Source organism: Kitasatospora sp. GP30 (assembly GCF_029892145.1).
GTDB classification, from domain to species: Bacteria; Actinomycetota; Actinomycetes; order Streptomycetales; family Streptomycetaceae; genus Kitasatospora; species Kitasatospora acidiphila.
In genome coordinates this window covers 21,152-44,224 of the sequence record NZ_JARZAH010000009.1, presented here as the reverse complement: position 1 = coordinate 44,224, position 23,073 = coordinate 21,152, and the positions used below count along the sequence as shown (strand labels likewise).

The following is a 23,073-nucleotide window of genomic DNA, read 5'->3' as shown; positions in this document are numbered from 1 at the left end:
CAGACCTCGGTGTCCGGTGATCCCTAGCCGCATCCTGTCTCTCCCTAGAGGTAGATGCCATGCATGCGCTCGTCAAAGTCCCTCACCCGCGCGGTAGTCCTGACGCTCGGCATGGATGCCATCCGATCAGCCGGAATACGAAGATGAGTGAGCGAGCGTAGCAGTCCGTTGCCGGTCTGCTACGAAATGTGCTCAGTCCGGCTCAAGGAGTATGTACATGACGGACGTTCAGTCGGGGATCACTGGCGACCAGCGCCACGACGCCCAGACGCTCTGGGACTACCACCACCTGCACCACCCCCTCCGCCCCTGCGATGCCGCGATCGGGCTCGGCGGCCACGACCTAGGGGTGGCCGCCTGTGCCGCCGAGCTGTACCACCGGGGGCTGTTTCCGGTCCTGGTGTTCAGCGGTGGCCGCAGCCGCGTCCACCCCGAGCGGGCCCCGGGCGGCGAGGCGGTGCGCTTTCGCGAGCGCGCCCTGGAGCTCGGGGTGCCGGAGGACGTGATCCTGGTGGAGCCGGATGCCACCAACACCGGTGAGAACATCAGCCTTTCGCGGGCGGTGCTGGCCTCGGCGGGCATCGCGGTCCGGTCGGTGCTGCTGATCACCGTGCCGCCCGTGGAGCGGCGCGCCTTTGCCACCTGCTGCAGGCAATGGCCCGGCGTCGAGGTGGTGTGTGCTTCGGCGCCTGGGGAGTTGGGCGAGTACGTGCGGGCCATCGGCGACGAGAAGGACGTCATCGACATGCTGGTGGGCGAGCTGCAGCGCGTGGTCGAGTACCCGAGGCGCGGGTTCGCCATCGCGCAGCCCGTTCCCGACGACGTCCGTGCCGCCTACGAGCGCCTCCGCAGCGCCGGGTTCGACTCACGGCTCGTCAAGGACTGAGCCCGCGCCCCGGATTGCCCCGGCCCCGTAAGCACTGGCAGCCTGAAGCGGTGATCGATGCTGAGCTCGACGACCCGTTCCTCCAGCACCGCCGGCTGCTGTTCGGCACCGCCTACCGGATGCTCGGCAGTGTGGCCGATGCCGAGGACATCCTGCAGGACGCCTGGCTCAAGTGGGCCGACGTCGACCAGGCCGCCGTGCAGAACCCGCGGGCGTACCTGGTGCGCACGGTCACCAATCTCGCCCTGAACAGGCTCACTTCAGCGCGGGCGCGGCGCGAGGCGTACGTCGGCCCCTGGCTGCCCGAGCCGTTGCTGACGACTCCCGATGTGGCCGAGCACGCCGAGCTGGCCGAGTCCGTCTCGCTCGCGATGCTGGTGGTGCTGGAGACGCTCAGTCCGCTGGAACGCGCGGTGTTCGTGCTGCGGGAGGTGTTCGGGTACTCCAACAGCGAGATCGCCGAGGCGCTGGGCAAGAGCGAGGCGGCGATCCGGCAGACCGCGCACCGGGCGAAGGCGCATGTGGAGGCGCGGCGGCCGCGGTTCGAGACGGACACCGCACAGCGCCGGGAGGTGACCGAGCGGTTCTTGGCGGCGTGCATGACGGGGGAGGCGTCCCGGGTGATGGAGCTGCTGGCGCCCGAGGTGACCTCGTGGTCGGACGGCGGCGGGGTGGTCCGGGCGGCGCGGCGGCCGCTGTACGGGCCGGATCATGTGGCGCGCTGGCTGCTCGGAGTGTGGCGCAAGCCCGAGATGGAGGGCGTGCTCTGGAGCTTCGAGTGGATCAACGGTGAGGAGGGGCTGCTCCTGCGGGGCGCGGACGGGGTGGCGCGGGGCTCGGTCAACCTCGACATCCGCGACGGCGTGGTCTGCGGGCTTCGGGCGCAGCTGAACCCGGAGAAGCTGGCCGGACTGGACCGGTCGGAACCGTTCGACCCGTCCGCGGGTGCGACGGACTGAGCTGCGCGTCTCACCTGATGAGAGTCAGGAGCTAAATAGAGTTACGGAGATGACAGCGGCCTCCTCGGCCAGCTACGGTCGGCTCGATCGTGTGCCGGCTGGAGGAGGTTCCGAGGTATGCCGCAGAACAGTCGGAGCGAGGCCGGCAGAGGACTCTGGTACGGCTTCGCCGCCTACGGCATCTGGGGACTCTTCCCGCTCTACTGGCCGCTGCTGGAACCCAGTTCGGCCACCGAGATCCTGGCCAACCGGATGGTCTGGTCGCTGGTCGCGGCGGTGGCGATGCTGGCGGTGCGCCGGCACTGGGGGTGGCTGCGCCCGCTGCTCAAGCAGCCCCGGCGGCTGGCGCTGAGCGCGCTGGCCGCCGTGGTGATCGCGGTCAACTGGGGCGTCTACATCTGGGCCGTCAACGCCGGGCACGTGGTGGAGACCAGCCTCGGCTACTTCATCAACCCCCTTGTGACGATAGCCTTCGGCGTCCTGCTCCTCGGTGAGAGGCTGCGCCGGACGCAGTGGATCGCGGTCGGGGTCGGCGTGCTGGCGGTGGCGGTGCTCACCCTCGGGTACGGGCGGCTGCCGTGGATCGCGCTCGTCCTGGCACTGAGCTTCGGCAGCTACGGGCTGCTGAAGAAGAAGATGGCGCTCGGCGGGTTGGAGAGCTTCGCGCTGGAGGCGGGCTTCCTCTTCCCGTTCGCGTTCGGCTACCTGGTCTACCTGGTGCTGACCGGCCACTCGACGCTCGGCCACGGCGCCGGCCACAGCGCGCTGCTGATGCTCACCGGGCCGATCACCGCCGTGCCGCTGCTCTGCTTCGGGGCCGCGGCGATCCGGCTGCCGCTCTCCACCATCGGACTGATGCAGTACCTGGCGCCCGTCTTCCAGTTCGTGATCGGCATCGCCTACGACCACGAGACCATGGAGCCCGCTCAGTGGGCGGGCTTCGCGCTGGTCTGGGTGGCCCTGATGCTGCTCTCCGGGGACGCGCTGCGCCGGGCACGTCCGACAGTGGCCGCCCAGCGGGCGGGGGTGGGTGAACGGTCGGTCGGGGAGGGCGTACCCTCCGGACGGTAGCGTTCCGAATGGGGGAGCCATGATGGCGTTCGTCGCTTTGCTGGTGGGGCTGGTCGGACTGGTCACGGCGGTGCTGGCGCGCCGTCAGGTGCGACGACTGGAGGCAGCGGTCGCCGAGCTGCGCGGGCACCCCGCGGCGACCGCCCCGGGGCGCAGGACGCCTGCGGTCAGCATGACCAAGACGGCGCCGCCGCCGAAGGCCACCGAGGCCGCCCCGATCAGCCGCGACGGCATGCTCGCCGTGGTGCACCAGCAACTGGCCGGCCTGGAGCATCAGCGCCGCGCCGCCCAGTCCGTCCTGGTGCCGGCGGACGCCCTCCCGCACACCCCGCAGTCCCCGCACACCCCGCAGTCCCCGCACACCCCGCAGTCCCCGCACACCCCGCACACCCCGCAGTCCCCGCAGTCCCCGCAGTCCCCGCACACCCCGCAGTCCCCGACGGACGACGACGGCCTGCCCCGCCTTGCCGCCGCCCCGGCCGGGCCGGGCCGGTGGACGGTGCCCCCGGGGTGCCGCAGGCCCGCCGGGGCGAGCGGTTCCACTACTCGGGTGTGACCGAGGGCAAGACCGTCGACGAGTTCCCGATCGAGTGGCCGGAGCCGGGTGCGGTGGCGATGGCGATAGCCACCGCCCGCAGTTCGGACGAGCGGCTGTCGATCACTCCGATGACCCGGACCCGCAGCCGGATCCGCACCCACGACAGCATCCTCGACACCTGGGGCTTCGAGGACGGTCCGACCCGCCGGCGCACCGTGCTCGGCACTGACATCACCCACCTGAAGGTCGAGGGGCTGGGCGGACGGGCCGAGTGGTCGGTCCAACTGGTCGGACCGGCCGACCTGGAGGAGCTGGTGGACGAGCGGGAGGGAACGGGCGACGTGGTCCTCGCCGTCCGTCCCGAGGCCCCGGTCGAGGTGGTCGTGCACGCCAACTCCGACGGCTGGGGCCTGCGGTTCGTCTGCGGCTGCTGGGCGGGCGATGAGTGCGCCTGCGAGCGGCCCAAGGGGCTGGAGTGGTTCCCGGATTCGATCTACGAGACCGGCGAGGCGATGGCCACCCTGGTGATCCCCCGTCCCGGCCTGCTGGTCTGCGACCTGCAGCAGCCGACCGACCCGTGGCGGCTGCGGCTGCGCCCGCTCGGCAGCGAGGACTGACAAGCGAGGACTGACAGCGGTACTGGTCAGGCCGTGATGTCCCGCGAGCCGAACCGCGCCCAGGCCGCCGCTCCGAAGACGGCCACGTAGAGCGCCTGCAGCCCGAGGTCGTGCAACACCCCGTCCCAGTAGATCGGTTGCCGCAGCAGGTCGGCGAAGCTCAGCCAGTAGTGGGTGAACAACCACGGCTGGATCGCGGCCAACTGCGGGAAAGTGTCCAGCACTTGGACGATCACGACCAGCCCCACCGTGCTGGCCATCGCGGCGATCCCGCTGCCGGTCAGGGTGGAGATGAACAGCCCGATCGCCACCAGCCCGGAGAGCGAGACGGCCACCACGGCGGCGATCAGCACCATCCGCAGCAGCGACTCGCCGAGCGAGATGGTGTCCCCGGAGAGCAGCGCCACCTTGCCGACCGGGAACAGGATCGAGCCGGTGATCAGCCCGGTCAGCGCCACCGCCAGGGTGGCCGCCACGCAGAAGGCCAGCGCGGCGGTGAACTTGGCGGCCAGCAGCCTGGTCCGCCCGGCCGGTGCCACCAGCAGGTAGCGCAGTGTGCCGGAGGTGGCCTCGCCGGCCACCGCGTCACCGGCCACCACACCCACCGTCATCGGTAGGAAGATCGGCAGCGCGACGGCCAGCGAGGTGAAGGTCAGGAAGACCCCGTTCTGGGTCACCTGGGCCAGGAAGGCCGGGCCGCCGTCGCGGCCGTGCATCCCGCCGGTCTCGATCTTGACGACGACGCCGATCAGCACCGGCACCGCGGCCAGCGCCCCGAGCAGCGCCATGGTGCGCACCCGGCGGAAGGTCAGGTGCAGCTCGCTGCGGAACAGGGCCAGGAACCCGGACACCGTCGCCCGGGCCGCAACGGCGGCCACCCGGGGAGCTGCCTCGGCAGCTCCAGCAGCCTCAACCAGCGACATCGAATCCCTCTCCGGTCAGCGCCACGAAGGCGTCCTCCAGGGTGCCCCGCTCCAGCCCGAAGCCGCGCACCCGCACCCCGGCCGCGACCAGCGCCGCGCACAGCTCGGGCAGCGACTCATCCACGGCGCCGACCGAAGCGACGCCGCTCGGGTCGCCCTCGACCTGCCCGTCCAGCACCTGAACGGCCGTCACCCCGTGCTCCTTCAGCACCTTGGCCGCCTGCTCGGTGTCGGCGGTCCGCACCACCAGCCGCCCCTGGGCCCGGGCGGCCAGCTCGGCCACCGTGCCCTGCACCACCAGCCGGCCCTTGGACATCACGGCGGCATGGGTGCAGACCTGCTCGATCTCGTCCAGCAGGTGGGAGGAGAGGAAGACGGTGGTGCCCTCGGCGGCGACCTCGCGGACCAGCGCCCGGATCTCCCGCATGCCTTGCGGGTCAAGGCCGTTGGTCGGCTCGTCCAGAACCAGCAGCTCCCGCGGCCGCAGCAGCGCCGAGGCCAGGCCGAGCCGCTGCTTCATGCCCAGCGAGTACGCCCGGGCCTTCTTGCCGGCGGCGGCCGACAGGCCCACCCGCTCCAGCGCCTCGGCGGCCCGGGCGGACCGGGTGCGCGGATCGGAGGTGGGGTCGGCGGCGTCGAACCGGACCAGGTTGTCCCGCCCGGTGAGGAACCCGTAGAGCGCCGGGCCCTCGATCAGCGCACCGACCCGGGGCAGCACCCGGCCCGCCGACTGCGGCATCGACTCGCCGAGCACCGTGGCGACCCCCGCGCTCGGCGCGATCAGGCCCATCAGCATCCGGATGGTGGTGGTCTTGCCGGAGCCGTTGGGCCCGAGGAACCCGAAGACGCTGCCGCGCGGCACGCTGAGGTCCAGCCCGTCCACGGCGAGCTGGCTGCCGAACCGCTTGGTCAGCCCCTGGGTGCGGATCACCGGTGCACCGCCGACCGGGGCCGGAGCGTGCTCGCCCCGGCCCCGCACCGCGGTCTCCAGGCTCGGAGACTGTGCCACTACTTCACCCCGGCCGCAGCCTGCAGAACCGGCAGCGTGACGGCACCGGCGTAGACCCGGTTGTCGTCGGTGACCAGCACGTTCAGCACCTTGGTGCTGATCAGCGTGCCGCCGGCCACCGGCTTGCCCAGCGACTTGACCAGCTCGGCCGGGTCGCCGAAGCCCTTGTGGCCCTTGCCCTTGCCCTGGCCCTGCTCATTGCCGCCGGCCGCCTGCGCCGCACCGGTCGGCAACTGGAACGAGACCACGGTAGTCCAGTCCTGGCCGATCACCTTGGTGTCGCCCTTGCCGTTCGAGGCCGGCTTGTTCCGCTCGTCCCGCTGCTGCGCACCGGCCGGCTGCTCGGTCACCTTGGCGCCCTTCGGCGGGGTGAACTGCCAGGTGGAGGCGGCCGGGTGGGCGAACGAGACGTCCGAGAAGCGGCTGTCGAAGACGGTGCCGCCCGAGGCGGCGGTGGCGGTCACGGCCAGCGGGGTGCCGGTGGCCGAGTCGATCGCGATCCTCACCTCGCCGATCGTCGAGCCGGACTGCTTGGGCTTGACGCTCAGCTGGTAGGCGCTGCGCCCGGCCACGCCGGCGGTGCCGGCCACCGTGATGTCGGAGTTCGCCGCGTTGTCGGCGAGGAACCGCTGGGCGGCCTGCTGCGGGGTGCTGGGAACGTCGCCCGGCAGCTGCCCCGGAGCGTCCGGCCGGCCCTGGCGCAGCCCGGTGTAGTGCAGGGCCTGCTGGCTGCCGCTGTCCCAGGCCCAGGCCTGGTCGCCGTTGTGGATCAGGTCGTACTCGGCCAGGTTCTCCACCAGGGCGACCCGCTGCTTGTCCGGGCCGTCGGCCGCGACCCGCAGCGTGTGGCTGCCGCCGAGCAGCGCGGACAGCTGGCTGGTCGGGTCGGCGCCGGAGCCGCCCTGCGTCTTGGCCTGCCCGCTGCCGCCGGCCGCACCGGCCGTGCCGGCCACCCCCGCCGTGCCGCCGCCGTGCTGCGCGACCGACAGCAGCTCGGCGGGGACGCCCAGGTCGGTGTTGACCTGGACGGTGCCGCTGAGCGCCTGGGTCTTGTTGGAGAGCACCTTGGTGACCAGCTGCTCGGCCGTCACCTGCGGCAGCGCCGGCGCGCCGTCGCTGGCCAGCGCCGGCACCACGGCGATGCCGGTGGCGGCGACGGCCGCGACGGCCACCGGCACCATGACCCGCAGCGCGGTGCGCCGGCGGGCCCGGTACGGGACGCCGATCGGCTCGTCCGCGCCGGGCGGTCCCTCGAATCCTGCGTGCTGCGTCATCGGTTCAGCCCCTCCGTAGGTATCCGCCAGTGCCACGTGGCTTGATGACATCCATTAGAGACCGCCGCAGCGTTCGGGGCATCGCCCAGCAGGGCCAAAGAAAAGTACACCCCAGGATTTAGTCAACCCTGAGAATCCCTCAGGGTTGTCGACCTTGGGGTAGTCCTTCTGACGTATGGTCGGCCCATGGATGCGGGAGACCACAAGCAACCGACCGAGACCGCGATGCGCCGGGCGCTGCGTCGGGCCAGAGACGGGGTGGCGCTGGACGCCGCCGAGGCGGCCGTGCTGCTCCAGGCCCGGGACGCCGACCTGGCCGCGCTCTGCGCGGTCGCGGGCCGGATCCGGGATGCCGGGCTGGCCGACGCCGGCCGCCCCGGCGTGATCACCTACTCCAAGAACGTCTTCATCCCGCTCACCCGGCTCTGCCGGGACCGCTGCCACTACTGCACCTTCGCCACCGTCCCGGGCAAGCTGCGGCGGGCCGGCCACGGCCTCTACCTCTCCCCGGACGAGGTGCTGGAGATCGCCCGCCAGGGTGCCGCGCTGGGCTGCAAGGAGGCCCTCTTCACGCTCGGCGACCGCCCCGAGGACCGCTGGCCGGAGGCCCGCGAGTGGCTGGACGCGCACGGCTACGACGACACCATCGCCTACGTCCGCGCGATGGCGATACGAGTGCTGGAGGAGACCGGCCTGCTGCCGCACCTCAACCCGGGCGTGCTGGGCTGGACGGACTTCCAGCGGCTGAAGCCGGTCGCCCCGTCGATGGGGATGATGCTGGAGACCACCTCCGAGCGCCTCTGGTCCGAGCCGGGCAACCCCCACTACGGCTCGCCGGACAAGGAGCCCGCGGTCCGCCTGCGCGCCCTGGAGGACGCCGGGCGCAGTGCCGTCCCGTTCACCACCGGGCTGCTGATCGGCATCGGGGAGACCTTCGAGGAGCGGGCCGAGTCGATCCTGGCGATCCGCTCGGTGGCCCGGCAGTACCACGGGATCCAGGAGGTGATCATCCAGAACTTCCGCGCCAAGCCGGACACCGTGATGCAGGCCCGGCCCGACGCCGAGCTGACCGAGCTGGCCGCCGTGATCGCGGTGACCCGGGTGGTCATGGGCCCGTCCGCCCGGATCCAGGCGCCGCCGAACCTGGTTGCCGGGCAGTACCAGCAGATGATCGACGCCGGCATCGACGACTGGGGCGGGGTCTCGCCGGTGACGCCGGACCACGTCAGTCCGGAGGCGCCGTGGCCCGCGATCGAGGAGCTGGCCGCCCACACCTCGGCCGCCGGTTTCGCGATGCAGGAGCGGCTCACCGTCTACCCGGAGTACGTGCTGCGCGGCGAGCCCTGGCTGGACCCGCGGCTGCGCCCGCACCTCGACGCGCTGGCCGATCCGGCCACCGGCCTGGCCCGCCCCGACGCGCCGGTGGTCGGCCGCCCCTGGCAGGAGCCGGAGGACCTGCCGACCGCCTCCGGCCGCACCGACCTGCACCGCACCATCGACACCGAGGGCCGCAGCCACGACCGCCGGGCCGACTTCGAGGAGGTCTACGGCGACTGGGAGGCGCTGCGCGAGCAGGTCGCCAGGATTCCTGCCGCCAGGCTGGACGGGGACGTCCGGGCCGCCCTCGCGGTGGCCGCCGACGACCCCACGATGCTGACGGACGACCAGGCGCTCGCCCTGTTCCAGGCCGACGGCCCGGCGCTGGACGCGCTCTGCGCCATCGCCGACGCGGTGCGGCGGGACGCGGTCGGCGACGAGGTGACGTACTGCGTCACCCGGAACATCAACTTCACCAATGTCTGCTACACCGGTTGCCGGTTCTGCGCCTTCGCCCAGCGCCGCACCGACGCCGACGCCTACACGCTGTCGCTGGAGCAGGTGGCCGAACGGGCCGCGCAGGCCTGGGAGGTGGGCGCCACCGAGGTCTGCATGCAGGGCGGCATCCACCCCGACCTGCCGGGCACCGCCTACTTCGACATCGCCCGCGCGGTGAAGGAGCGGGTGCCGGGCATCCATGTGCACGCCTTCTCGCCGATGGAGGTGGTCAACGGCTCTGCGCGGACCGGGCTTTCGATCCGCGACTGGCTGAGCCGGGCCAAGGAGCACGGGCTGGACAGTATTCCGGGCACGGCGGCGGAGATCCTGGACGACGAGGTGCGCTGGGTGCTGACCAAGGGCAAGCTGCCCGCCGCCACCTGGGTCGAAGTCGTCACCACCGCACACGAGTTGGGCCTGCGCTCGTCGTCCACCATGATGTACGGGCATGTGGATACGCCCGCGCACTGGCTGGGCCACCTGCGGCTGCTGGCCCGGATCCAGCAGCAGACCGGCGGGTTCACCGAGTTCGTCACGCTGCCGTTCATCCACACCAACGCGCCGGTCTACCTGGCCGGCATCGCCCGCCCCGGGCCGACCCACCGGGACAACCGGGCGGTGGTCGCGATGGCCCGGCTGCTGCTGCACCCGCACATCCGCAACGTCCAGACCAGCTGGGTGAAGCTGGGCGCGGACGGCGCCGCCGAGATGCTCCGCAGCGGCGCCAACGACCTGGGCGGCACCCTGATGGAGGAGACCATCTCCCGGATGGCCGGCTCCGCCTACGGCAGCTACAAGTCGATCCGCGAGCTGGAGGCGATCGCCGCCGCGGCCGGCCGTCCGGCCCGCCAGCGCACCACCGACTACGGCGAGGTGCCGGCCGAGCGCCGGGCCGCCGCGCTCGCCTCGGACGGCCATCTGCCGCAACTGCTGCCGGTGCTGGACTGAGAGCGGGCGAGACGCTGGCGTTGACGTCGGCGTCAAGGTCTACCGTCGAGGAGGAAGAGCGGGGGGCGGGCGCGATGCGGATCGGTGAGCTGGCGGCACGGGCGGGAACGACCACCCGGACGCTGCGGTACTACGAGTCGCGCGGCCTGCTCACCGCGCGCCGCAGCGGCAACGGCTACCGCAGCTACGGCGAGGCGGAGTTGCAGCTGGTCCGGCAGATCCGGCTGCTGCAGGACTTCGGCTTCGAGCTGGAGGACACCCGCCCGTTCGTGGAGTGCCTGCAGGCCGGGCATCCGGAGGGCGACTCCTGCCCGGCCTCGCTGGAGGTGTACCGGCGCAAGCTGGCCGAGCTGGACGCCTGCCTGGCCCGGCTCGGCGAGGTGCGCGAGCAGGTCGCCGGCCAGCTGGCCCGTGCCGAGCTGGCGGCGACCGCCGCGGAGCCGCGCTGCGAACTGACCGACGAGTGGAGGAACAGGGACGATGGCTGACGGACTGACCCAGGTGACCGACGAGACCTTCGCCGACGAGGTGCTGGCCAACGACCTCCCGGTGCTGGTGGACTTCACCGCCGACTGGTGCCCGCCGTGCCGGCAGATCGCCCCGGTGCTGGCCGCGGTGGCATCCGAGGAGGGGCACCGGCTCAAGGTGGTGGCGCTGGACGTGGACCACAACCCGCAGACCCAGGCGGCCTACGGGGTGCTGTCGATGCCGACCCTGATGGTGTTCCGGGGCGGGCAGCCGGTGAAGTCGATGGTGGGTGCCCGCGCCAAGGCCCGCCTGCTGCGTGAGCTGTCCGAGGTGCTCTGACGGCGCGCCGCGCCGAAACTCGTTGCCGCAGCCGGGGGCCGGTCCCTATGCTCGGTGCCCCGACGCGGCGACGGAGACGAGTAGCCGCGGGACCATGCGAGCCGAGAGAGCCGCCGGCAGCTGTGAAGGCGGCCTCGCATCCCGTGGCGAAGACACTCCCGAGGGTCGGCAGGCAGGACCGAATGAGGCCGTCGCCTCCGGGTGGCGGCGAAAGCGCGGTGGCACCGCGAGTCACCCTTCTCGCCCGCGCTTCCAAGGGATCAGCCGAGGTCCGTGGAGGACTACGATGATCCACCCCACCGAGAGCACCACCCGCACCCTGGTCTCCCGACTGCGTTCGCGGATCGGGCAGACCGTCACCGTCTGCGGCTGGGTGCAGACCTCACGCCTGCAGAGCGTGATGCAGTTCGTCCTGGTCCGCGACCACACCGGCACCGTGCAGCTGACCCACCGGCGGGACGGCGGCGCGTTGGAGGCCGTGCTGGACGGCGCGGCCACCGAGTCGGCGGTCCGGGTGACCGGCCGGGTGGTCGACAACCCGGTGGTCAAGCTGGGCGGCCTGGAGATCGTCCCGGAGGCGGTCGAGGTGCTGGCGCCGGCCACCGCCCCGCTGCCGATCGACGAGCAGTCCGGTCCCGAACACCGGCTGGACTGGCGGTTCCTGGACATCCGACGGCGGCCGGCCGCCCGACTGGGATTCACCGTGGCCGCCACCCTGGAGCAGGGCCTGCGCGAGTACGCCCAGGTGCACGGCTGCACCGAGCTGCACACCCCGAAGCTGATGGGCACCGCCTCCGAGTCCGGCGCCGAGGTGTTCCGGGTCGACTACTTCGGCGGCAGCGCCTATCTCGCCCAATCCCCGCAGTTCTACAAGCAGATGGCGATCGCCTCCGGCATCGACCGGGTCTTCGAGGTCGGCCCGGTGTTCCGCGCCGAGCCCTCGTACACCTCCCGGCACGCCACCGAGTTCACCGGCGTCGACGTGGAACTCGGCTGGACCCGCGACGCGGAGGAGGTGCAGGCCTTCGAGGAGGGCATGATCGCGCACGCCCTCGCCCTGGTGGCCGAGCGCCACGGCGCCGAGATCCAGGCCGAGTTCGGGGTCGAGGTGACCGTGCCGAAGACCCCGTTCCCGCGGCTGGCCATGGCCGAGGCACAGGAGTTGCTGCGCGGCGCGGGCTGGGACCCGGAGGGCGGCAAGACCGACCTCGACGCGGAGGGCGAGCGCCTGCTCGGCTCGCTGATGCGGGAGCGGACCGGGCACCAGTTCGTCTTCGTCACCCACTATCCGGCGAGCATCCGGCCGTTCTACCACGCCCGCCCGGCGGGTCGGCCGGACCTGACGCTCAGCTTCGACCTGCTCTGGCAGGGCCTTGAGGTCACCACCGGCGCGCAGCGCGAGCACCGCTACGACGTGCTCGCCGCCCAGGCCGCCGAGAAGGGCATGTCGCTGGAGCCGCTCACCGACTACCTCAACTGCTTTCGCTACGGCTGTCCGCCGCACGGCGGTTTCGGGATGGGCCTGAACCGGATGCTGATGGTGCTGCTCGGGCTCGGTTCGATCCGGGACGCGGTCTTCCTGTTCCGCGGGCCGAACCGGCTGACGCCCTGACGGGCCGTCGGCTGCCGTGGCGCACGGGCCTCTTGTAGCGGGCGGACTTGTTGTAGCGGACACGTCGCGACCGGTCGCCTCGACGAACTACAGTGCGAGGCGCCCGGTCGGCCCCGGGCGCCGTCCCGTCGCCCAGTGAAAGGCCGTCATCCGTGATACCTCTGTGGTCGCGCGCCCAGCAGCAGGACTACCGCAGCCGGGTGCGCGGAGTGCTGCTCGGCGGGGCGCTCGGCGACGCGCTCGGCGCCGGCATCGAGTTCGACTCGATCGAGGCGATCCGCGCCGCCCACGGCCCGGACGGTGTCACCGGGTTCGCACCCGCCTACGGGCGGCGCGGGGCGGTCACCGACGACACCCAGATGGCGCTGTTCACCGTCGACGGCCTCATTCGCGCCCATGTCCGGCAGGCCGTCGGCGGCTGGCATCCGCCCACCGACGTGCAGCACGCCTATCTGCGCTGGGCCGCCACCCAGGCCGACTGGGGGCCGGACGAGCGCCGCACCGACCTCGGCTGGCTGGGCCGCGAGGAGTGGCTCTACGCCCGGCGGGCGCCCGGCCAGGCCTGCCTGTCCGCGCTCACCGGCCCGGACGCCGAGCGGCTCGGCACCCTGGAGCAGCCGAAGAACCCCGACTCCAAGGGCTGCGGCACGGTGATGCGGGCCGCGCCGTTCGGGCTGCTGATCGGCTGGGACCCGGCCCTGGTGTGCCAACTCGCCATCGAGTGCTCGGTGCTGACCCACGGCCACCCCAGCGGCTACCTGTCGGCGGGCGCCCTGGCGGTGATCGTGCACACCGTGCTGCGCGGCGGCACCGTGGAGGAGGGCGTGGAGCTGGCGCTCGCGCTGCTGGCCGAGCGGCCGGGCCACGAGGAGACGGCGGGGGCGCTGCGCGGGGCGCTGGCGGCGGTGCGGGCCGGCGAGCCGTCGCCGGCCCGGGTGGCCGAGCTGGGGGAGGGCTGGGTGGCCGAGGAGGCGCTGGCGATCGGCGTGTACTGCGCGCTGGTGGCCGAGGACGTCCGCTCGGGGCTGCTGCTGTCGGTCAACCACTCGGGGGACAGCGACTCGACCGGGACGGTCTGCGGGAGCCTGCTGGGCGCGCTGCACGGGGAGACCGCGCTGCCGGGGGAGTGGCTGGCCGAACTGGAGGGCCGGGGCACCATCCTGCAACTGGCCGACGATCTGGTGCTGGAGCTCAGCCAGGGGGCCGAGTTGCACGGCCCCGGCGCGGGGCCGGCCTGGCGGGAGCGCTACCCCGTGGGGTGAGTGGCAGCGCAACCGCCAGGCCGGCCCCGGGACTTGCCCGAGGTCTTGCTCAAGGTGCCGGTGTCTGGCTCAAGGTGCCGAGGTCTTGCTCAACGTGCCGACGCCGCAGGGTCAGCAGCCGTCGAACCGCCCGTCGAACCGCCCGCCGGCCGCCGCGCCGGCGAAGGCCCGCCAGGCGGACCGGGAGAAGTGCAACCGTGGGCCCGCCTCGTCCTTGGAGTCCCGGACCGCCACCACGGCCGGTGCCGGTTCGGCGACCTCCACGCAGTTCCCGTTCGGACCGCTGTGGCTGCTCTTGCGCCAACTCGGTTCAGCGCTCTGGGCCTTGAATCGCATTCTCGTATGCCTCCGCATAGGTATTGATCAACGACCGGGATTCCGCGACCCCGAACGCGGCCGCGCGCAGGTGGTCGTAGAGACCGGTATAGCGGCGGACATCCTGGTCCTTCTCCAGGTAGAGGTCGCTCGTCACACCTTCGAAGTAGACGACCGTCGAATCGGCTGACTCGGGGAACTCCAGGAGGGAGAATGTCCCGGTCATGCCGGGGTGGGCGCCGTACTGGAAGGGCACCACCTGGATGTTGACGTTGGCGCGCTCGCTGACCTCCAGCAGTTTGCGCATCTGACCGGCCATCACCGCCGGCCCGCCGACCTCCCGGGCCAGCACCGCCTCGTCTATCACCGACCAGAAGCTGGACAGCTGGTCCTCGCCGGAGAGCCGGTCCTGCCGCTTGAGCCGGACCTCCACCCGCTGCCGCATCGCCTCCATGGTGGTGTCCGGCTGGGTGCCGAGCACCGAGGCCTCCGCGTACTCGCGGGTCTGCAGCAGCCCGGGTACGAAGGACGACTCGTAGGAGCGGATCGAGTACGCCTCCATCTCCAGGCCGATGTAGACGCTGTACGGGATGTCGCCGAAGTCGTTCCACCAGCCGCGCTGCTTGGACTCCTTGGCCATCTCCATCAGGCTGTTGCGCAGCTTGGCGTCGGTGACCTCGTAGACGTCGCACAGGTCGCGGACGTCGCGCGGGCTGATGCTGCGACGGCCGTTCTCCAGGCGGCTGATCTTCGACTGCGAGACGATCAGGCGCTCGGCGACCTGCTCGGCCGTCATGCCCTTCTGCTCGCGCAGTCGGCGCAGCTCAGCGCCCAGCCTCCGTCGGCGGACTGTGGGATTGACGCTGGCGGACACATCGACCTCCGGCAGTACCTCTGGGGTGGATGGCGGTGCGGGGTGGTGCACGGCCGGTGCGGCGGAGCCGGCCGGTGTGTCGCCCGCCCCGCCCTCGGCTTTCAGCAGCATGGCACCCCCGATGGCAATGCCGCCGGGATATGCGCCCAGCAGCCCCGGACTCTGCCGAAATCCGGCGGAGTCGGGTGTCGAAGTGGTAATGGGATGGAACGACGGCGGGGCGGCCGCCCCGCCGCAGTTGCGTGGGCGACCGCCCCGGAGGCCGGTGTCAGCCGCAGGTGTCACGGCCGACCTGATCCATGAGAGAGGCCCTAGCGGGCGCCGACCCTGCCCGCCGCCGCCACCGGGCCGCCACGGGACCCGACGGAGCCGTTGCGCGCCGCCGGTGCCCTGCCCGTGGTGCTGGGGCGGGACTGCTGGGCCGGCAGGCCGTTCTGCACGTCCATCACGGCGTGCGCGACCATCCCGCCGAGGGGGTCGTAGCGGATCAGGTCGCGCAGCCGTGACCGCGAGGACCTGCCCTCGTTACCCGGATAGAGGTGCTTGCCCAGGCCCACCGCGTGCGCCAGTGCGGCCAGCGCTGCCGTCCGGGGGTCCGGTGGCACGCCGGTGCGGATCGCGGTGTCGAGACGCTGCTTGATGGCGGCGTTGGTGCAGTCGTCCGACGCCTGGTACCGCGTCGTCGGCAGCACGCCGCACACCTGCCCCGGCACGGCGGCCACCATGCCGCACCGCTCCAGGTGCGCCAGATAGGTCTGCCGCAGCCCCAGCCGGGGCCCGCCGATCCAGTGCGCGGCACGCACCGGACTGCCGCGGCGGCGCAGCAGCTCCAGCGCGTGGTCCAGGGTCGGATCGCCGGTCGGGCGGGCCAGGATCACGGCGATCCGGTCTCCGTCCGGGACGATCCGTCCGGCCAGGGACAGCTCGACGAGCTGCGCCCCGGCGAGTCCGAGGTCGAGGGTCTGCGGCTGTGCCGTGGTACCCGTGGTCGGGTCCAGAGCGAGCAGCAGGAGTTCCTCGGGAATTGTTCTACGACTCTTGCCCATCCAAGCCTCCCCGCGTGGATGAATGACAGCGTGACGCCTCTCACACGGACTTGTCGAGTACGCCTCCGAATCGTGACCTTGCCCGGGGAACCACCCGTCGATACCTGAATGGCCGTGCCAGGACTGCCCGATGGGGCGGAACCGGCGCCCGGCATGCGGATGTCCTTGCCGATGCCGAGTCAGAAGGGCGCAATAACCGCCGGTGGAACGGGGTGTGGCGGGCAGCGGACGGCTCACGGCTGGCGGAGACTGTAGCGGTGCACCGGACGGCCGAGTCCGCGGCACCGCGCGGCGGCATGTGGACACGGCATGCGAAGCATGTGACCAACGAGGAGGTCGGGAAACGTGGGCGAGGCCCCGGAGAAGGTGAAGGACGGGGAGCGGGAGCAGCCCGCAGGCGGCGCCGAGGCGGTGCCGCCGGAGACGGCCGGGGCGGCCGACGGCGGCTCGACCGTTCATCTGCGCGTCCGTGATGTGGACAGCGCGACCACCTTCCTGCGGGTGCCCGAACCGGAGCCGGAGCCCGAACCGGAGGAGCCGGCCGAGTCGAAGGCGCAGGCGGTTGATCCGCGTCTCGCGATCCGGGACGGAGAGTCGGCCGAGGACGAGACGGGCGACGACGCTGACGCGGCGGACGACGAGGCTGACGCGGCGGACGACGAGGCTGACGCGGCGGACGAAGAGGCGAAGGCGGAGGCCGAGTCGGAGACCGAGTCCGACACGGCGGACGAGTCTGACGAGGAGTCCGAGGAGTCCGAGGAGTCGGTCGCTCCGGCGGCTGAGGAGGAGTCCGAGAAGGAGCCCGTGGACGCGTCGAAGGACGGGTCCACGGAGGAGGAAACGGACGAGCAGGACGAATCGGAGGACGAGCCCGAGGGCAAGTCCGAGGGCGAATCCGCGGCGGAGTCTGACGAGGAGTCCGAGGACGAGGCCGACGACGAGTCGCCGAAGATTGCCGCGCCATCGGGTGATACAACGTCAACTCAGGCCCCGCTGGCCACCCCCGCCACCGCCGGCGCGCCCAAGGGGGTGTTCGGTCCGGCTCCCGATCTTGACGAGGAGCCGCCGGCCGCCAAGCCGGACGCCGAGCGCACCATGATGCTGGCTTCGCCCGCCGCCAAGCCCGCCAAGCCTGGTGTCGAGCCGGACGCCAAGCCCGAGTCCAAGCCGGACGCCGAGCGCACCATGCTGCTGGCCGCGCCCGCCGCCAAGCCTGCTACCGAGCCGGACGCCAAGCCCGAGTCCAAGCCGGACGCCGAGCGCACCATGCTGCTGGCCGCGCCCGCCGCACCGGACACCAAGCGCACCGTCCTGTCCTCCCCGGCCCCGTCTCCGGCCGCCAAGGCCGCCAAGCCCGCCCCCAAGCCGGCCCCGGCGCCCTCCGCTGCCGCGACCCCCGCCGCCCAGTCCCAGCCCGTCCCGCAGCCCGTCTCGGCGGCCCAGCCCCAGCCCCAGCCCGCCCCCGCCGCCCCGCGCGTCCCCCCGGTCCGCCGGGCCCTGCGCGGCGCCGTGCTCTGGGGCCTGGTCGCCGTGCTGGTGATCGGCGCCCTGGTGGCCGCCCAGCTGCTGCGCCCGCTGCCCGCCCCCAAGCTCCAGCTGAGCGCCCCGACCTCCTACACCTTCACCGGTGACCCGGTCGCGCTGCCCTGGCCCACCAAGGGCCAGGCGGCCGCCGAGGTGATCGGCCTGGGCCCGCTCGGCAGCTCGGGGCCTGACCACCACCCGGTGCCGATCGCCAGCGTGACCAAGGTGATGACCGCCTACCTGGTGCTGCAGAAGCACCCGCTGAAGCGCGGCGAGTCCGGTCCGACGATCACCGTGGACAAGGCCGCCGCCCAGGAGGCCAACGACCCGGACCAGTCCAGCGCCAAGGTCGTCGAGGGCCAGCAGCTCAGCGAGTACGAGGCGTTGGAGCTGCTGATGCTGCCCAGCGCCAACAACATCGCCCGGCTGCTCGCCCGCTGGGAGGCCGCCGGCTCCGAGCAGGACTTCGTCAAGCAGATGAACCAGCAGGCCGCCGCCTTCGGCATGGTCGACACCACCTACGCGGACCCCGCCGGCTACAACTTCACCGGCACCAAGAGCACCGCCAAGGACCAGCTGAAGCTCGGCGAGCAGGTGATGGGTAACGAGGTCTTCCGGGAGATCGTCTCCGAGAAGTCGACCATCATCGCGAACAACGTCATAAAGAACACCAATGAGCTGATCGACCCGAAGACCGGGGTGATCGGCGTGAAGACCGGCTCCTCCAACCCGTCCCTCAGCTGCCTGATGTGGGCGGCGACCAAGGAGGTCGGCGGCACCCAGCAGCTGCTCCTCGGGGTGACCCTGGGCCAGCCGACGACCGCCACCGACGACATCATCAAGGCCGCCCAGACCGTCAGTTCGAAGATCATCACGGCGGGCCAGTCCGCCGTCACCGGCAAGACCCTGGTCAAGCAGGGCGAGCAGGTCGGCTCCGTCTCGGACGGCCTGGGCGGCCAGGTGCCGCTGGTGGCGGCCAAGGACCTGGTGGTGCCGGGCTTCACCGGAGTCGCCACCACGGTGGCCTACCAGCCCTCCGGCAGCCTCGGCCACACCGCCGCCGCGGGCACCCAGGTCGGTGTCCTGACCGCCGGCAGCGGCCCGGGCCAGGTGCAGGTCCCGGTCGTCCTGCAGCGCGACCTCGCCCCGCCGTCGATCCTGTCCCGCCTCTCCCGGCTCGGCTAGCGCCCCCGGAACGCAGCGCGGCCCGCACACCTCGGGGTGTGCGGGCCGCGCTGCTGTCGCGCCGGGTCAGCGGCGCTTCTTCTTGCCGGTCAGCTTGGCGAACCGGGACTGCATGCCCCAGATGGTGACCCGCCAGAGCGCCTCGAACACGATGTTCTTGCTCATCTTGGAGGCGCCGTGCTCGCGCTCGACGAAGGTGATCGGCACCTCGGCGACCTTGAAGCCGCTGCTCACCGAGCGGAACGCCAGGTCGACCTGGAAGCAGTAGCCGGCCGAGGCGACCTGGTCCATGCCCAGGCCGAGCAGGGTCTCCTTGCGGAACGCCCGGTAGCCGCCGGTGACGTCCCGGATCGGCACGCCCAGCATCAGGCGGGAGTACGTCGAGCCGCCGCGGGAGAGCAGCAGGCGCGACTTCGGCCAGTTGACCACCCGGCCGCCGGGCACCCAGCGCGAGCCCAGCACCAGGTCGGCGCCGCGCAGGCCACCGAGCAGGCGGTAGAGCTCCTCCGGCTGGTGCGAGCCGTCGGCGTCCATCTCGACCAGCACGTCGTAGCCGTTGTCGATGCCCCAGCGGAAGCCCGCCAGGTAGGCGGCGCCGAGGCCTTCCTTGCCCTTGCGGTGCATCACGTGGACGTTGCCGTCGACCGCCGCCATCTTGTCGGCGACCTCACCGGTGCCGTCCGGGCTGTTGTCGTCGGCGACCAGTACGTGCACCTCGGGAACGGCCGCGCGGACCCGGGAGACGATTCGCTCGACGTTCTCGATCTCGTTGTAGGTGGGGATGATGACCAGCACCTTGCCGAGATCGGCGAAGGAGGTCTCCAGGGGCGCAGTCACGCTAGAGCCTTTCAAGGTTGCTCCCGCGTCCAGCCGTGGACCACGGGGTGTCTTGCCAAGAGCCGATGGTAGCGACCCGAAACGGGCGCTGGTTAGCCAGCCCGAAACCGGCCCCTGGCTGGGCTGCTCACCAGCGGTGACGCGGGTGTGACGCGGGCAACACTCCGTCAAAGTGACGGGGGCAACACCTGACTGTTTGCTGGTTGTGACCCGCGTTACCCGGACAAGATCCTGACGGTCCATCGGCTGTGACGAGTCGGCCGGCAGGGCCCCACCGAAGGAGCGCGGATGTCAACTGGGACCGGAGCCCGGACGCCCGAGGGCGGCACGGTCGAGGGTGGAGTGGACCGGCTCAAGGCCAACTCGGTGGGCCTGGTCGGCGTGGTCTTCATGTCCGTCGCCACCGCCGCGCCGATCACCTCGATGACCGGCAACCTGCCGATCATCGTCGGTTCCGGCAGCGGCGTCGGCGCCCCCGCCGCCTACATCTTCGCCACCGTGGTGCTCACCGTGTTCTCGGTCGGCTACGTGGCGATGGCCCGGCACATCACCGCCGCCGGCGCCTTCTACGGCTTCATCTCGCACGGCCTGGGCCGGGTGGTCGGGATGGCTTCCGGGCTGCTCGCGGTGCTCGCCTACATCGTCTTCGAGGCCTCGATCATCGGCTTCTTCTCCTACTCGCTGCAGGGCCTGGTCGCCTCCCAGCTCGGTCTCCACCTGGCCTGGGGCTGGTACGCGATCCTCGGGCTGCTGGCGATCGGGGGAATGGCCTTCTTCGACATCCACCTGACCGCGAAGGTGCTGGGCGTCGCCCTGGTGCTGGAGATCGCGGTGCTGGCCGCGGTCTCGGCGGCCGTGGCGGTCAGCGGGGGCGGCCCGGACGGCATCCCGCTGGCCGCCGTCAACCCGGTCAACGCCTTCCACGGGGTGAACGGCGGCGGCACCGCGGCGGCCGGGCTCGGCCTGTTCTTCGCCTTCTGGTCCTGGGTCGGCTTCGAGTCCACCGCGATGTACGGCGAGGAGTCCCGCGACCCCAAGCGGGTGGTGCCCCGGGCCACCCTGATCGCGGTGATCGGCGTCGGCGTCTTCTACGTCTTCGTCTCCTGGATGATCATCTCCGCCAACGGGGTCGACAACGCGATCCACATCGCGGCCGGCCTGGTGCCCGGCAAGGACGGCAACAACCTGTTCTTCGATCCGCTGGGTTCACACTTCGGTGCCTGGGCTGTGAACGTCTTCCAGTGGCTGGTGGTCACCAGCTCCTTCGCCTGCGCGATGGCGTTCCACCAGTGCGCCGCCCGCTACCTCTACGCGATCGGCCGGGAGGGCTTCATCCACCGCGCGCTGGGCCGCACCCACCCCCGGCACGGCTCGCCGTTCGTCGCCTCGGCCGTCCAGTCGGTGATCGCGCTCGCCCTGGTCACCGCGTTCCTGGTGACGGGCAAGGACCCGTACGTCCACCTCTACAGCCTGCTGGCGCTGCTCGGCACCATGGCGATCCTGATCGTGCAGACGCTCTGCTCGTTCGCGGTGGTCGGCTACTTCCACGTGCAGGGCAGGCACCCCGAGACCCGGCACTGGCTGCGCACGCTGGTCGCGCCGCTGGTCGGCGGGGTGGCGATGGCCGGCGTGGTGACGCTGCTGGTGCTGAACCTGGGCACCGCGGCCGGTCCGGCCGCGTCCACGCTCCTCTTCAAGCTGATCCCGTACCTGGTGATCGGCACCTTCCTCGGCGGCATCGGGCTGGCGGTCTACATGAAGCGCCGCAGTCCCGAGCGGTACGCCCGGATGGGCCGGATCATCCTCGAGGACTCCGCCGAGCGCGCCACCGACCAGCCGGTGCCCGCCGGCTCCTGACCCCTCTGACGACCCCCGATCCCAGCCGAGAGGACCCTTCATGCCCCGCACCAACCCCCTGCACGCGCTGCGCAAGCTGGCCGGCGAGCACGCCGCCGCCGACCGGCTTCGGCTCCCGGTCGGCGAACTGCGCGAGCTGCGCGCGGACGCCGCCGCCGAGCCGAGCGGCCCGGGCCGCCGGGACCTGCTGCGCGCCGCCGCCCTGGCCGGGGTGGCGGTGGCCGCGGTGGGCAGCGGGCTGGCGGCCGCTCCCCGGGCCCGGGCGGCCGCCCTGCCGCCGGTCCGCAAGGACGCCCGGATCGCCGTGGTCGGCGCTGGCATAGCCGGTCTCAACGCCGCCCTCACACTCCACGACGCCGGTGTGAAGTGCACCGTCTACGAGGCCGACCCGGACCGGATCGGCGGCCGGATGTACTCGCAGACGCGCTACTGGAAGAACGGCCAGACCAGCGAGATCGGCGGCGAGCTGATCGACACCGACCACGTCACGCTGCTCGCCCTCTGCAAGCGCTTCGGCCTGCCGCTGGTCGACTTCCTGCACTCGGGCCCGGCCGACGCCCGCGAGGTGCTCTGGTTCGACGGCCGCTACTACCCGCGCGCCCAGGCCGACCTGGACTTCGCCCCGGTCTGGCGCCGGCTGCAGGCCGACAACTCGGCCGCCGGGAGCGTCTCCTGGGACTCCTCCAGCGCGGCCGGCCGGGCCTTCGACGCGATGACCATCCGCGACTGGATCGAATCCCGGGTGCCCGGCGGGCGCCACTCCCAGCTGGGCCGCTGGCTGGACGTCGGCTACAACGTCGAGTACGGCGCCGACACCGACATCCAGTCCTCGCTGTCGATCATCCAGCAGCTGGGCGGCCAGGACGATCCGGCGCACTTCAACCTGTGGGGCGCCAGCGACGAGCGCTACCACGTGGTCGGCGGCAACGACCAGGTGCCGCACGCCATCGCCGACGCGCTCCCGGCCGGCACCGTGCGCCCGGGCCACGAACTGCTCGCGATCCGCGCCAACGACGACGGCACCCAGACGCTGACCTTCTCGGTCGGCGGCACCCTGAAGACGGTCACCGCCGACCACACCGTGCTCGCCGTCCCGCTAGGCGTGCTGCAGCGCCTGGACTACTCCCGGGCCCGCTTCGACGACCGGATGACCCGCCTGCTGAAGGCGGCCCGGATGGGCTCCTGTACCAAGCTCAACATGCAGTTCCACCAGCGCACCTGGCTCGGCACCGGCCCCTGGCCGGGCGTCGCGGCCGGCGACCTCTTCAGCGACCTGGACTTCCAGCAGACCTGGGACACCACCAAGCCGCAGCCCGGCACCAGCGGCATCCTGCTGCAGTACGGCGGCGGCTCGCTGGCCCACTCGCTCAGCCCGTCCGGCCCGTTCAACACCGCCCAGCAGGACCCGTACGTGGCCGCCACCGCCCGCCGCATGCTGGGCCTGGTGGACCGCGCCTTCCCCGGCACCAGCGCCCAGTGGAACGGCCTGGCCCAGCTCTCCGCCTGGCACCGCAACCCCTACTCCTGGGGCGCCTACTCCTACTACCCGACCGACTACATCCACCGCTTCGCCGGCTACGAGGCGGCCCGCCAGGGCAACGTCCACTTCGCCGGCGAGCACACCTCGGTGGACTTCCAGGGCTTCATGAACGGCGGCGCCGAGACCGGTGAGCGAGTCGCCAAGGAGCTGCTGGCCGCGCTCGCCTGACGGCAG

Annotated in this window: 20 protein-coding genes; 13 read left to right on the top strand and 7 right to left on the bottom strand. The window is 72.1% G+C overall.

Going from position 1 to position 23,073, the window contains the following annotated elements:
* The first annotated feature begins 217 nt into the window (after positions 1 to 217).
* The 5 genes from P3T35_RS16075 to P3T35_RS16055 all read left to right on the top strand — a co-directional run bounded on the left by P3T35_RS16075 (position 218) and on the right by P3T35_RS16055 (position 4,071).
* Positions 218 to 886, top strand: coding sequence for a YdcF family protein (locus P3T35_RS16075; RefSeq protein ID WP_101385213.1), 669 nt, complete (start codon positions 218 to 220; stop codon positions 884 to 886).
* A gap of 50 nt (positions 887 to 936) precedes the next feature.
* The gene (locus P3T35_RS16070; RefSeq protein ID WP_101381848.1) at positions 937 to 1,845 is read left to right on the top strand and encodes an RNA polymerase sigma-70 factor; all 909 of its coding nucleotides are present in this window, start codon (positions 937 to 939) and stop codon (positions 1,843 to 1,845) included.
* Positions 1,846 to 1,962: 117 nt separating this feature from the next.
* Positions 1,963 to 2,916 (top strand): EamA family transporter RarD, encoded by a 954-nt coding sequence (gene rarD, locus P3T35_RS16065; protein ID WP_101381849.1) that lies wholly within the window; start codon positions 1,963 to 1,965, stop codon positions 2,914 to 2,916.
* A gap of 22 nt (positions 2,917 to 2,938) precedes the next feature.
* On the top strand, positions 2,939 to 3,472 hold the full coding sequence (locus P3T35_RS16060; RefSeq protein WP_143676873.1) for a hypothetical protein: 534 nt from the start codon (positions 2,939 to 2,941) through the stop codon (positions 3,470 to 3,472).
* Positions 3,427 to 4,071, top strand: a complete 645-nt coding sequence (locus P3T35_RS16055) for a hypothetical protein (protein ID WP_101381851.1) — start codon at positions 3,427 to 3,429, stop codon at positions 4,069 to 4,071. Before P3T35_RS16060 ends, P3T35_RS16055 begins: the two co-directional genes overlap by 46 nt.
* A 26-nt stretch (positions 4,072 to 4,097) precedes the next feature.
* Here the strand turns inward: P3T35_RS16055 and P3T35_RS16050 are convergent, their stop codons facing one another.
* The 3 genes from P3T35_RS16050 to P3T35_RS16040 are packed head-to-tail and all read right to left on the bottom strand — an operon-like array spanning position 4,098 to position 7,277.
* Complete coding sequence (locus tag P3T35_RS16050; protein WP_101381852.1) at positions 4,098 to 4,994, bottom strand: ABC transporter permease subunit; 897 nt, start codon at positions 4,992 to 4,994, stop codon at positions 4,098 to 4,100.
* Complete coding sequence (locus P3T35_RS16045; RefSeq protein WP_280706548.1) at positions 4,981 to 5,973, bottom strand: ABC transporter ATP-binding protein; 993 nt, start codon at positions 5,971 to 5,973, stop codon at positions 4,981 to 4,983. Before P3T35_RS16045 ends, P3T35_RS16050 begins: the two co-directional genes overlap by 14 nt.
* A gap of 29 nt (positions 5,974 to 6,002) precedes the next feature.
* Positions 6,003 to 7,277, bottom strand: a complete 1,275-nt coding sequence (locus P3T35_RS16040) for a DUF2092 domain-containing protein (RefSeq protein ID WP_280706403.1) — start codon at positions 7,275 to 7,277, stop codon at positions 6,003 to 6,005.
* A gap of 186 nt (positions 7,278 to 7,463) precedes the next feature.
* On the opposite strand from P3T35_RS16040, the gene P3T35_RS16035 reads away from it, so the two are divergent.
* The 5 genes from P3T35_RS16035 to P3T35_RS16015 all read left to right on the top strand — a co-directional run bounded on the left by P3T35_RS16035 (position 7,464) and on the right by P3T35_RS16015 (position 13,721).
* The gene (locus tag P3T35_RS16035; protein ID WP_101381854.1) at positions 7,464 to 10,040 is read left to right on the top strand and encodes a bifunctional FO biosynthesis protein CofGH; all 2,577 of its coding nucleotides are present in this window, start codon (positions 7,464 to 7,466) and stop codon (positions 10,038 to 10,040) included.
* 74 nt (positions 10,041 to 10,114) lie between these two features.
* A complete protein-coding gene (locus P3T35_RS16030; protein WP_101381855.1) occupies positions 10,115 to 10,528 on the top strand; it encodes a MerR family transcriptional regulator in 414 nt (137 codons plus the stop codon).
* Positions 10,521 to 10,847, top strand: a complete 327-nt coding sequence (gene trxA, locus P3T35_RS16025; protein WP_280706400.1) for a thioredoxin — start codon at positions 10,521 to 10,523, stop codon at positions 10,845 to 10,847. Before P3T35_RS16030 ends, trxA begins: the two co-directional genes overlap by 8 nt.
* A 286-nt stretch (positions 10,848 to 11,133) precedes the next feature.
* Positions 11,134 to 12,459, top strand: coding sequence for an aspartate--tRNA(Asn) ligase (gene aspS, locus P3T35_RS16020; protein WP_101381856.1), 1,326 nt, complete (start codon positions 11,134 to 11,136; stop codon positions 12,457 to 12,459).
* 152 nt (positions 12,460 to 12,611) lie between these two features.
* The gene (locus P3T35_RS16015; protein ID WP_101381857.1) at positions 12,612 to 13,721 is read left to right on the top strand and encodes an ADP-ribosylglycohydrolase family protein; all 1,110 of its coding nucleotides are present in this window, start codon (positions 12,612 to 12,614) and stop codon (positions 13,719 to 13,721) included.
* Positions 13,722 to 13,832: 111 nt separating this feature from the next.
* Here P3T35_RS16015 and P3T35_RS16010 read toward each other — a convergent pair whose 3' ends face one another.
* The 3 genes from P3T35_RS16010 to P3T35_RS16000 form a co-directional block, all read right to left on the bottom strand.
* A complete protein-coding gene (locus P3T35_RS16010; protein ID WP_101381858.1) occupies positions 13,833 to 14,057 on the bottom strand; it encodes a DUF397 domain-containing protein in 225 nt (74 codons plus the stop codon).
* The gene (locus tag P3T35_RS16005) at positions 14,032 to 14,910 is read right to left on the bottom strand and encodes a helix-turn-helix transcriptional regulator (RefSeq protein WP_101385216.1); all 879 of its coding nucleotides are present in this window, start codon (positions 14,908 to 14,910) and stop codon (positions 14,032 to 14,034) included. The genes P3T35_RS16010 and P3T35_RS16005 overlap by 26 nt, the downstream gene beginning before the upstream one ends.
* 311 nt (positions 14,911 to 15,221) lie before the next feature.
* Complete coding sequence (locus P3T35_RS16000; protein ID WP_101381859.1) at positions 15,222 to 15,956, bottom strand: GPP34 family phosphoprotein; 735 nt, start codon at positions 15,954 to 15,956, stop codon at positions 15,222 to 15,224.
* Between the two features lie 345 nt (positions 15,957 to 16,301).
* On the opposite strand from P3T35_RS16000, the gene P3T35_RS15995 reads away from it, so the two are divergent.
* Positions 16,302 to 18,665, top strand: coding sequence for a D-alanyl-D-alanine carboxypeptidase (locus P3T35_RS15995; protein WP_101381860.1), 2,364 nt, complete (start codon positions 16,302 to 16,304; stop codon positions 18,663 to 18,665).
* A gap of 66 nt (positions 18,666 to 18,731) precedes the next feature.
* On the opposite strand, the gene P3T35_RS15990 is transcribed toward P3T35_RS15995, so the two are convergent.
* A complete protein-coding gene (locus P3T35_RS15990; RefSeq protein ID WP_280706395.1) occupies positions 18,732 to 19,502 on the bottom strand; it encodes a polyprenol monophosphomannose synthase in 771 nt (256 codons plus the stop codon).
* 288 nt (positions 19,503 to 19,790) lie between these two features.
* On the opposite strand from P3T35_RS15990, the gene P3T35_RS15985 reads away from it, so the two are divergent.
* Positions 19,791 to 21,359 (top strand): APC family permease, encoded by a 1,569-nt coding sequence (locus P3T35_RS15985; RefSeq protein ID WP_101381861.1) that lies wholly within the window; start codon positions 19,791 to 19,793, stop codon positions 21,357 to 21,359.
* 40 nt (positions 21,360 to 21,399) lie between these two features.
* A complete protein-coding gene (locus tag P3T35_RS15980; RefSeq protein WP_101381862.1) occupies positions 21,400 to 23,067 on the top strand; it encodes an NAD(P)/FAD-dependent oxidoreductase in 1,668 nt (555 codons plus the stop codon).
* Positions 23,068 to 23,073: the final 6 nt, after the last annotated feature.

Coding starts and splice junctions, on each gene's coding strand:
- P3T35_RS16075 (WP_101385213.1), top strand. CDS start 218: ATGACGGACGTTCAGTCGGGGATCACTGGCGACCAGCGCCACGACGCC.
- rarD (WP_101381849.1), top strand. CDS start 1,963: ATGCCGCAGAACAGTCGGAGCGAGGCCGGCAGAGGACTCTGGTACGGC.
- P3T35_RS16060 (WP_143676873.1), top strand. CDS start 2,939: ATGGCGTTCGTCGCTTTGCTGGTGGGGCTGGTCGGACTGGTCACGGCG.
- P3T35_RS16050 (WP_101381852.1), bottom strand. CDS start 4,994: ATGTCGCTGGTTGAGGCTGCTGGAGCTGCCGAGGCAGCTCCCCGGGTG.
- P3T35_RS16040 (WP_280706403.1), bottom strand. CDS start 7,277: ATGACGCAGCACGCAGGATTCGAGGGACCGCCCGGCGCGGACGAGCCG.
- P3T35_RS16035 (WP_101381854.1), top strand. CDS start 7,464: ATGGATGCGGGAGACCACAAGCAACCGACCGAGACCGCGATGCGCCGG.
- P3T35_RS16030 (WP_101381855.1), top strand. CDS start 10,115: ATGCGGATCGGTGAGCTGGCGGCACGGGCGGGAACGACCACCCGGACG.
- trxA (WP_280706400.1), top strand. CDS start 10,521: ATGGCTGACGGACTGACCCAGGTGACCGACGAGACCTTCGCCGACGAG.
- aspS (WP_101381856.1), top strand. CDS start 11,134: ATGATCCACCCCACCGAGAGCACCACCCGCACCCTGGTCTCCCGACTG.
- P3T35_RS16010 (WP_101381858.1), bottom strand. CDS start 14,057: ATGCGATTCAAGGCCCAGAGCGCTGAACCGAGTTGGCGCAAGAGCAGC.
- P3T35_RS16000 (WP_101381859.1), bottom strand. CDS start 15,956: ATGGGCAAGAGTCGTAGAACAATTCCCGAGGAACTCCTGCTGCTCGCT.
- P3T35_RS15985 (WP_101381861.1), top strand. CDS start 19,791: ATGTCAACTGGGACCGGAGCCCGGACGCCCGAGGGCGGCACGGTCGAG.
- P3T35_RS15980 (WP_101381862.1), top strand. CDS start 21,400: ATGCCCCGCACCAACCCCCTGCACGCGCTGCGCAAGCTGGCCGGCGAG.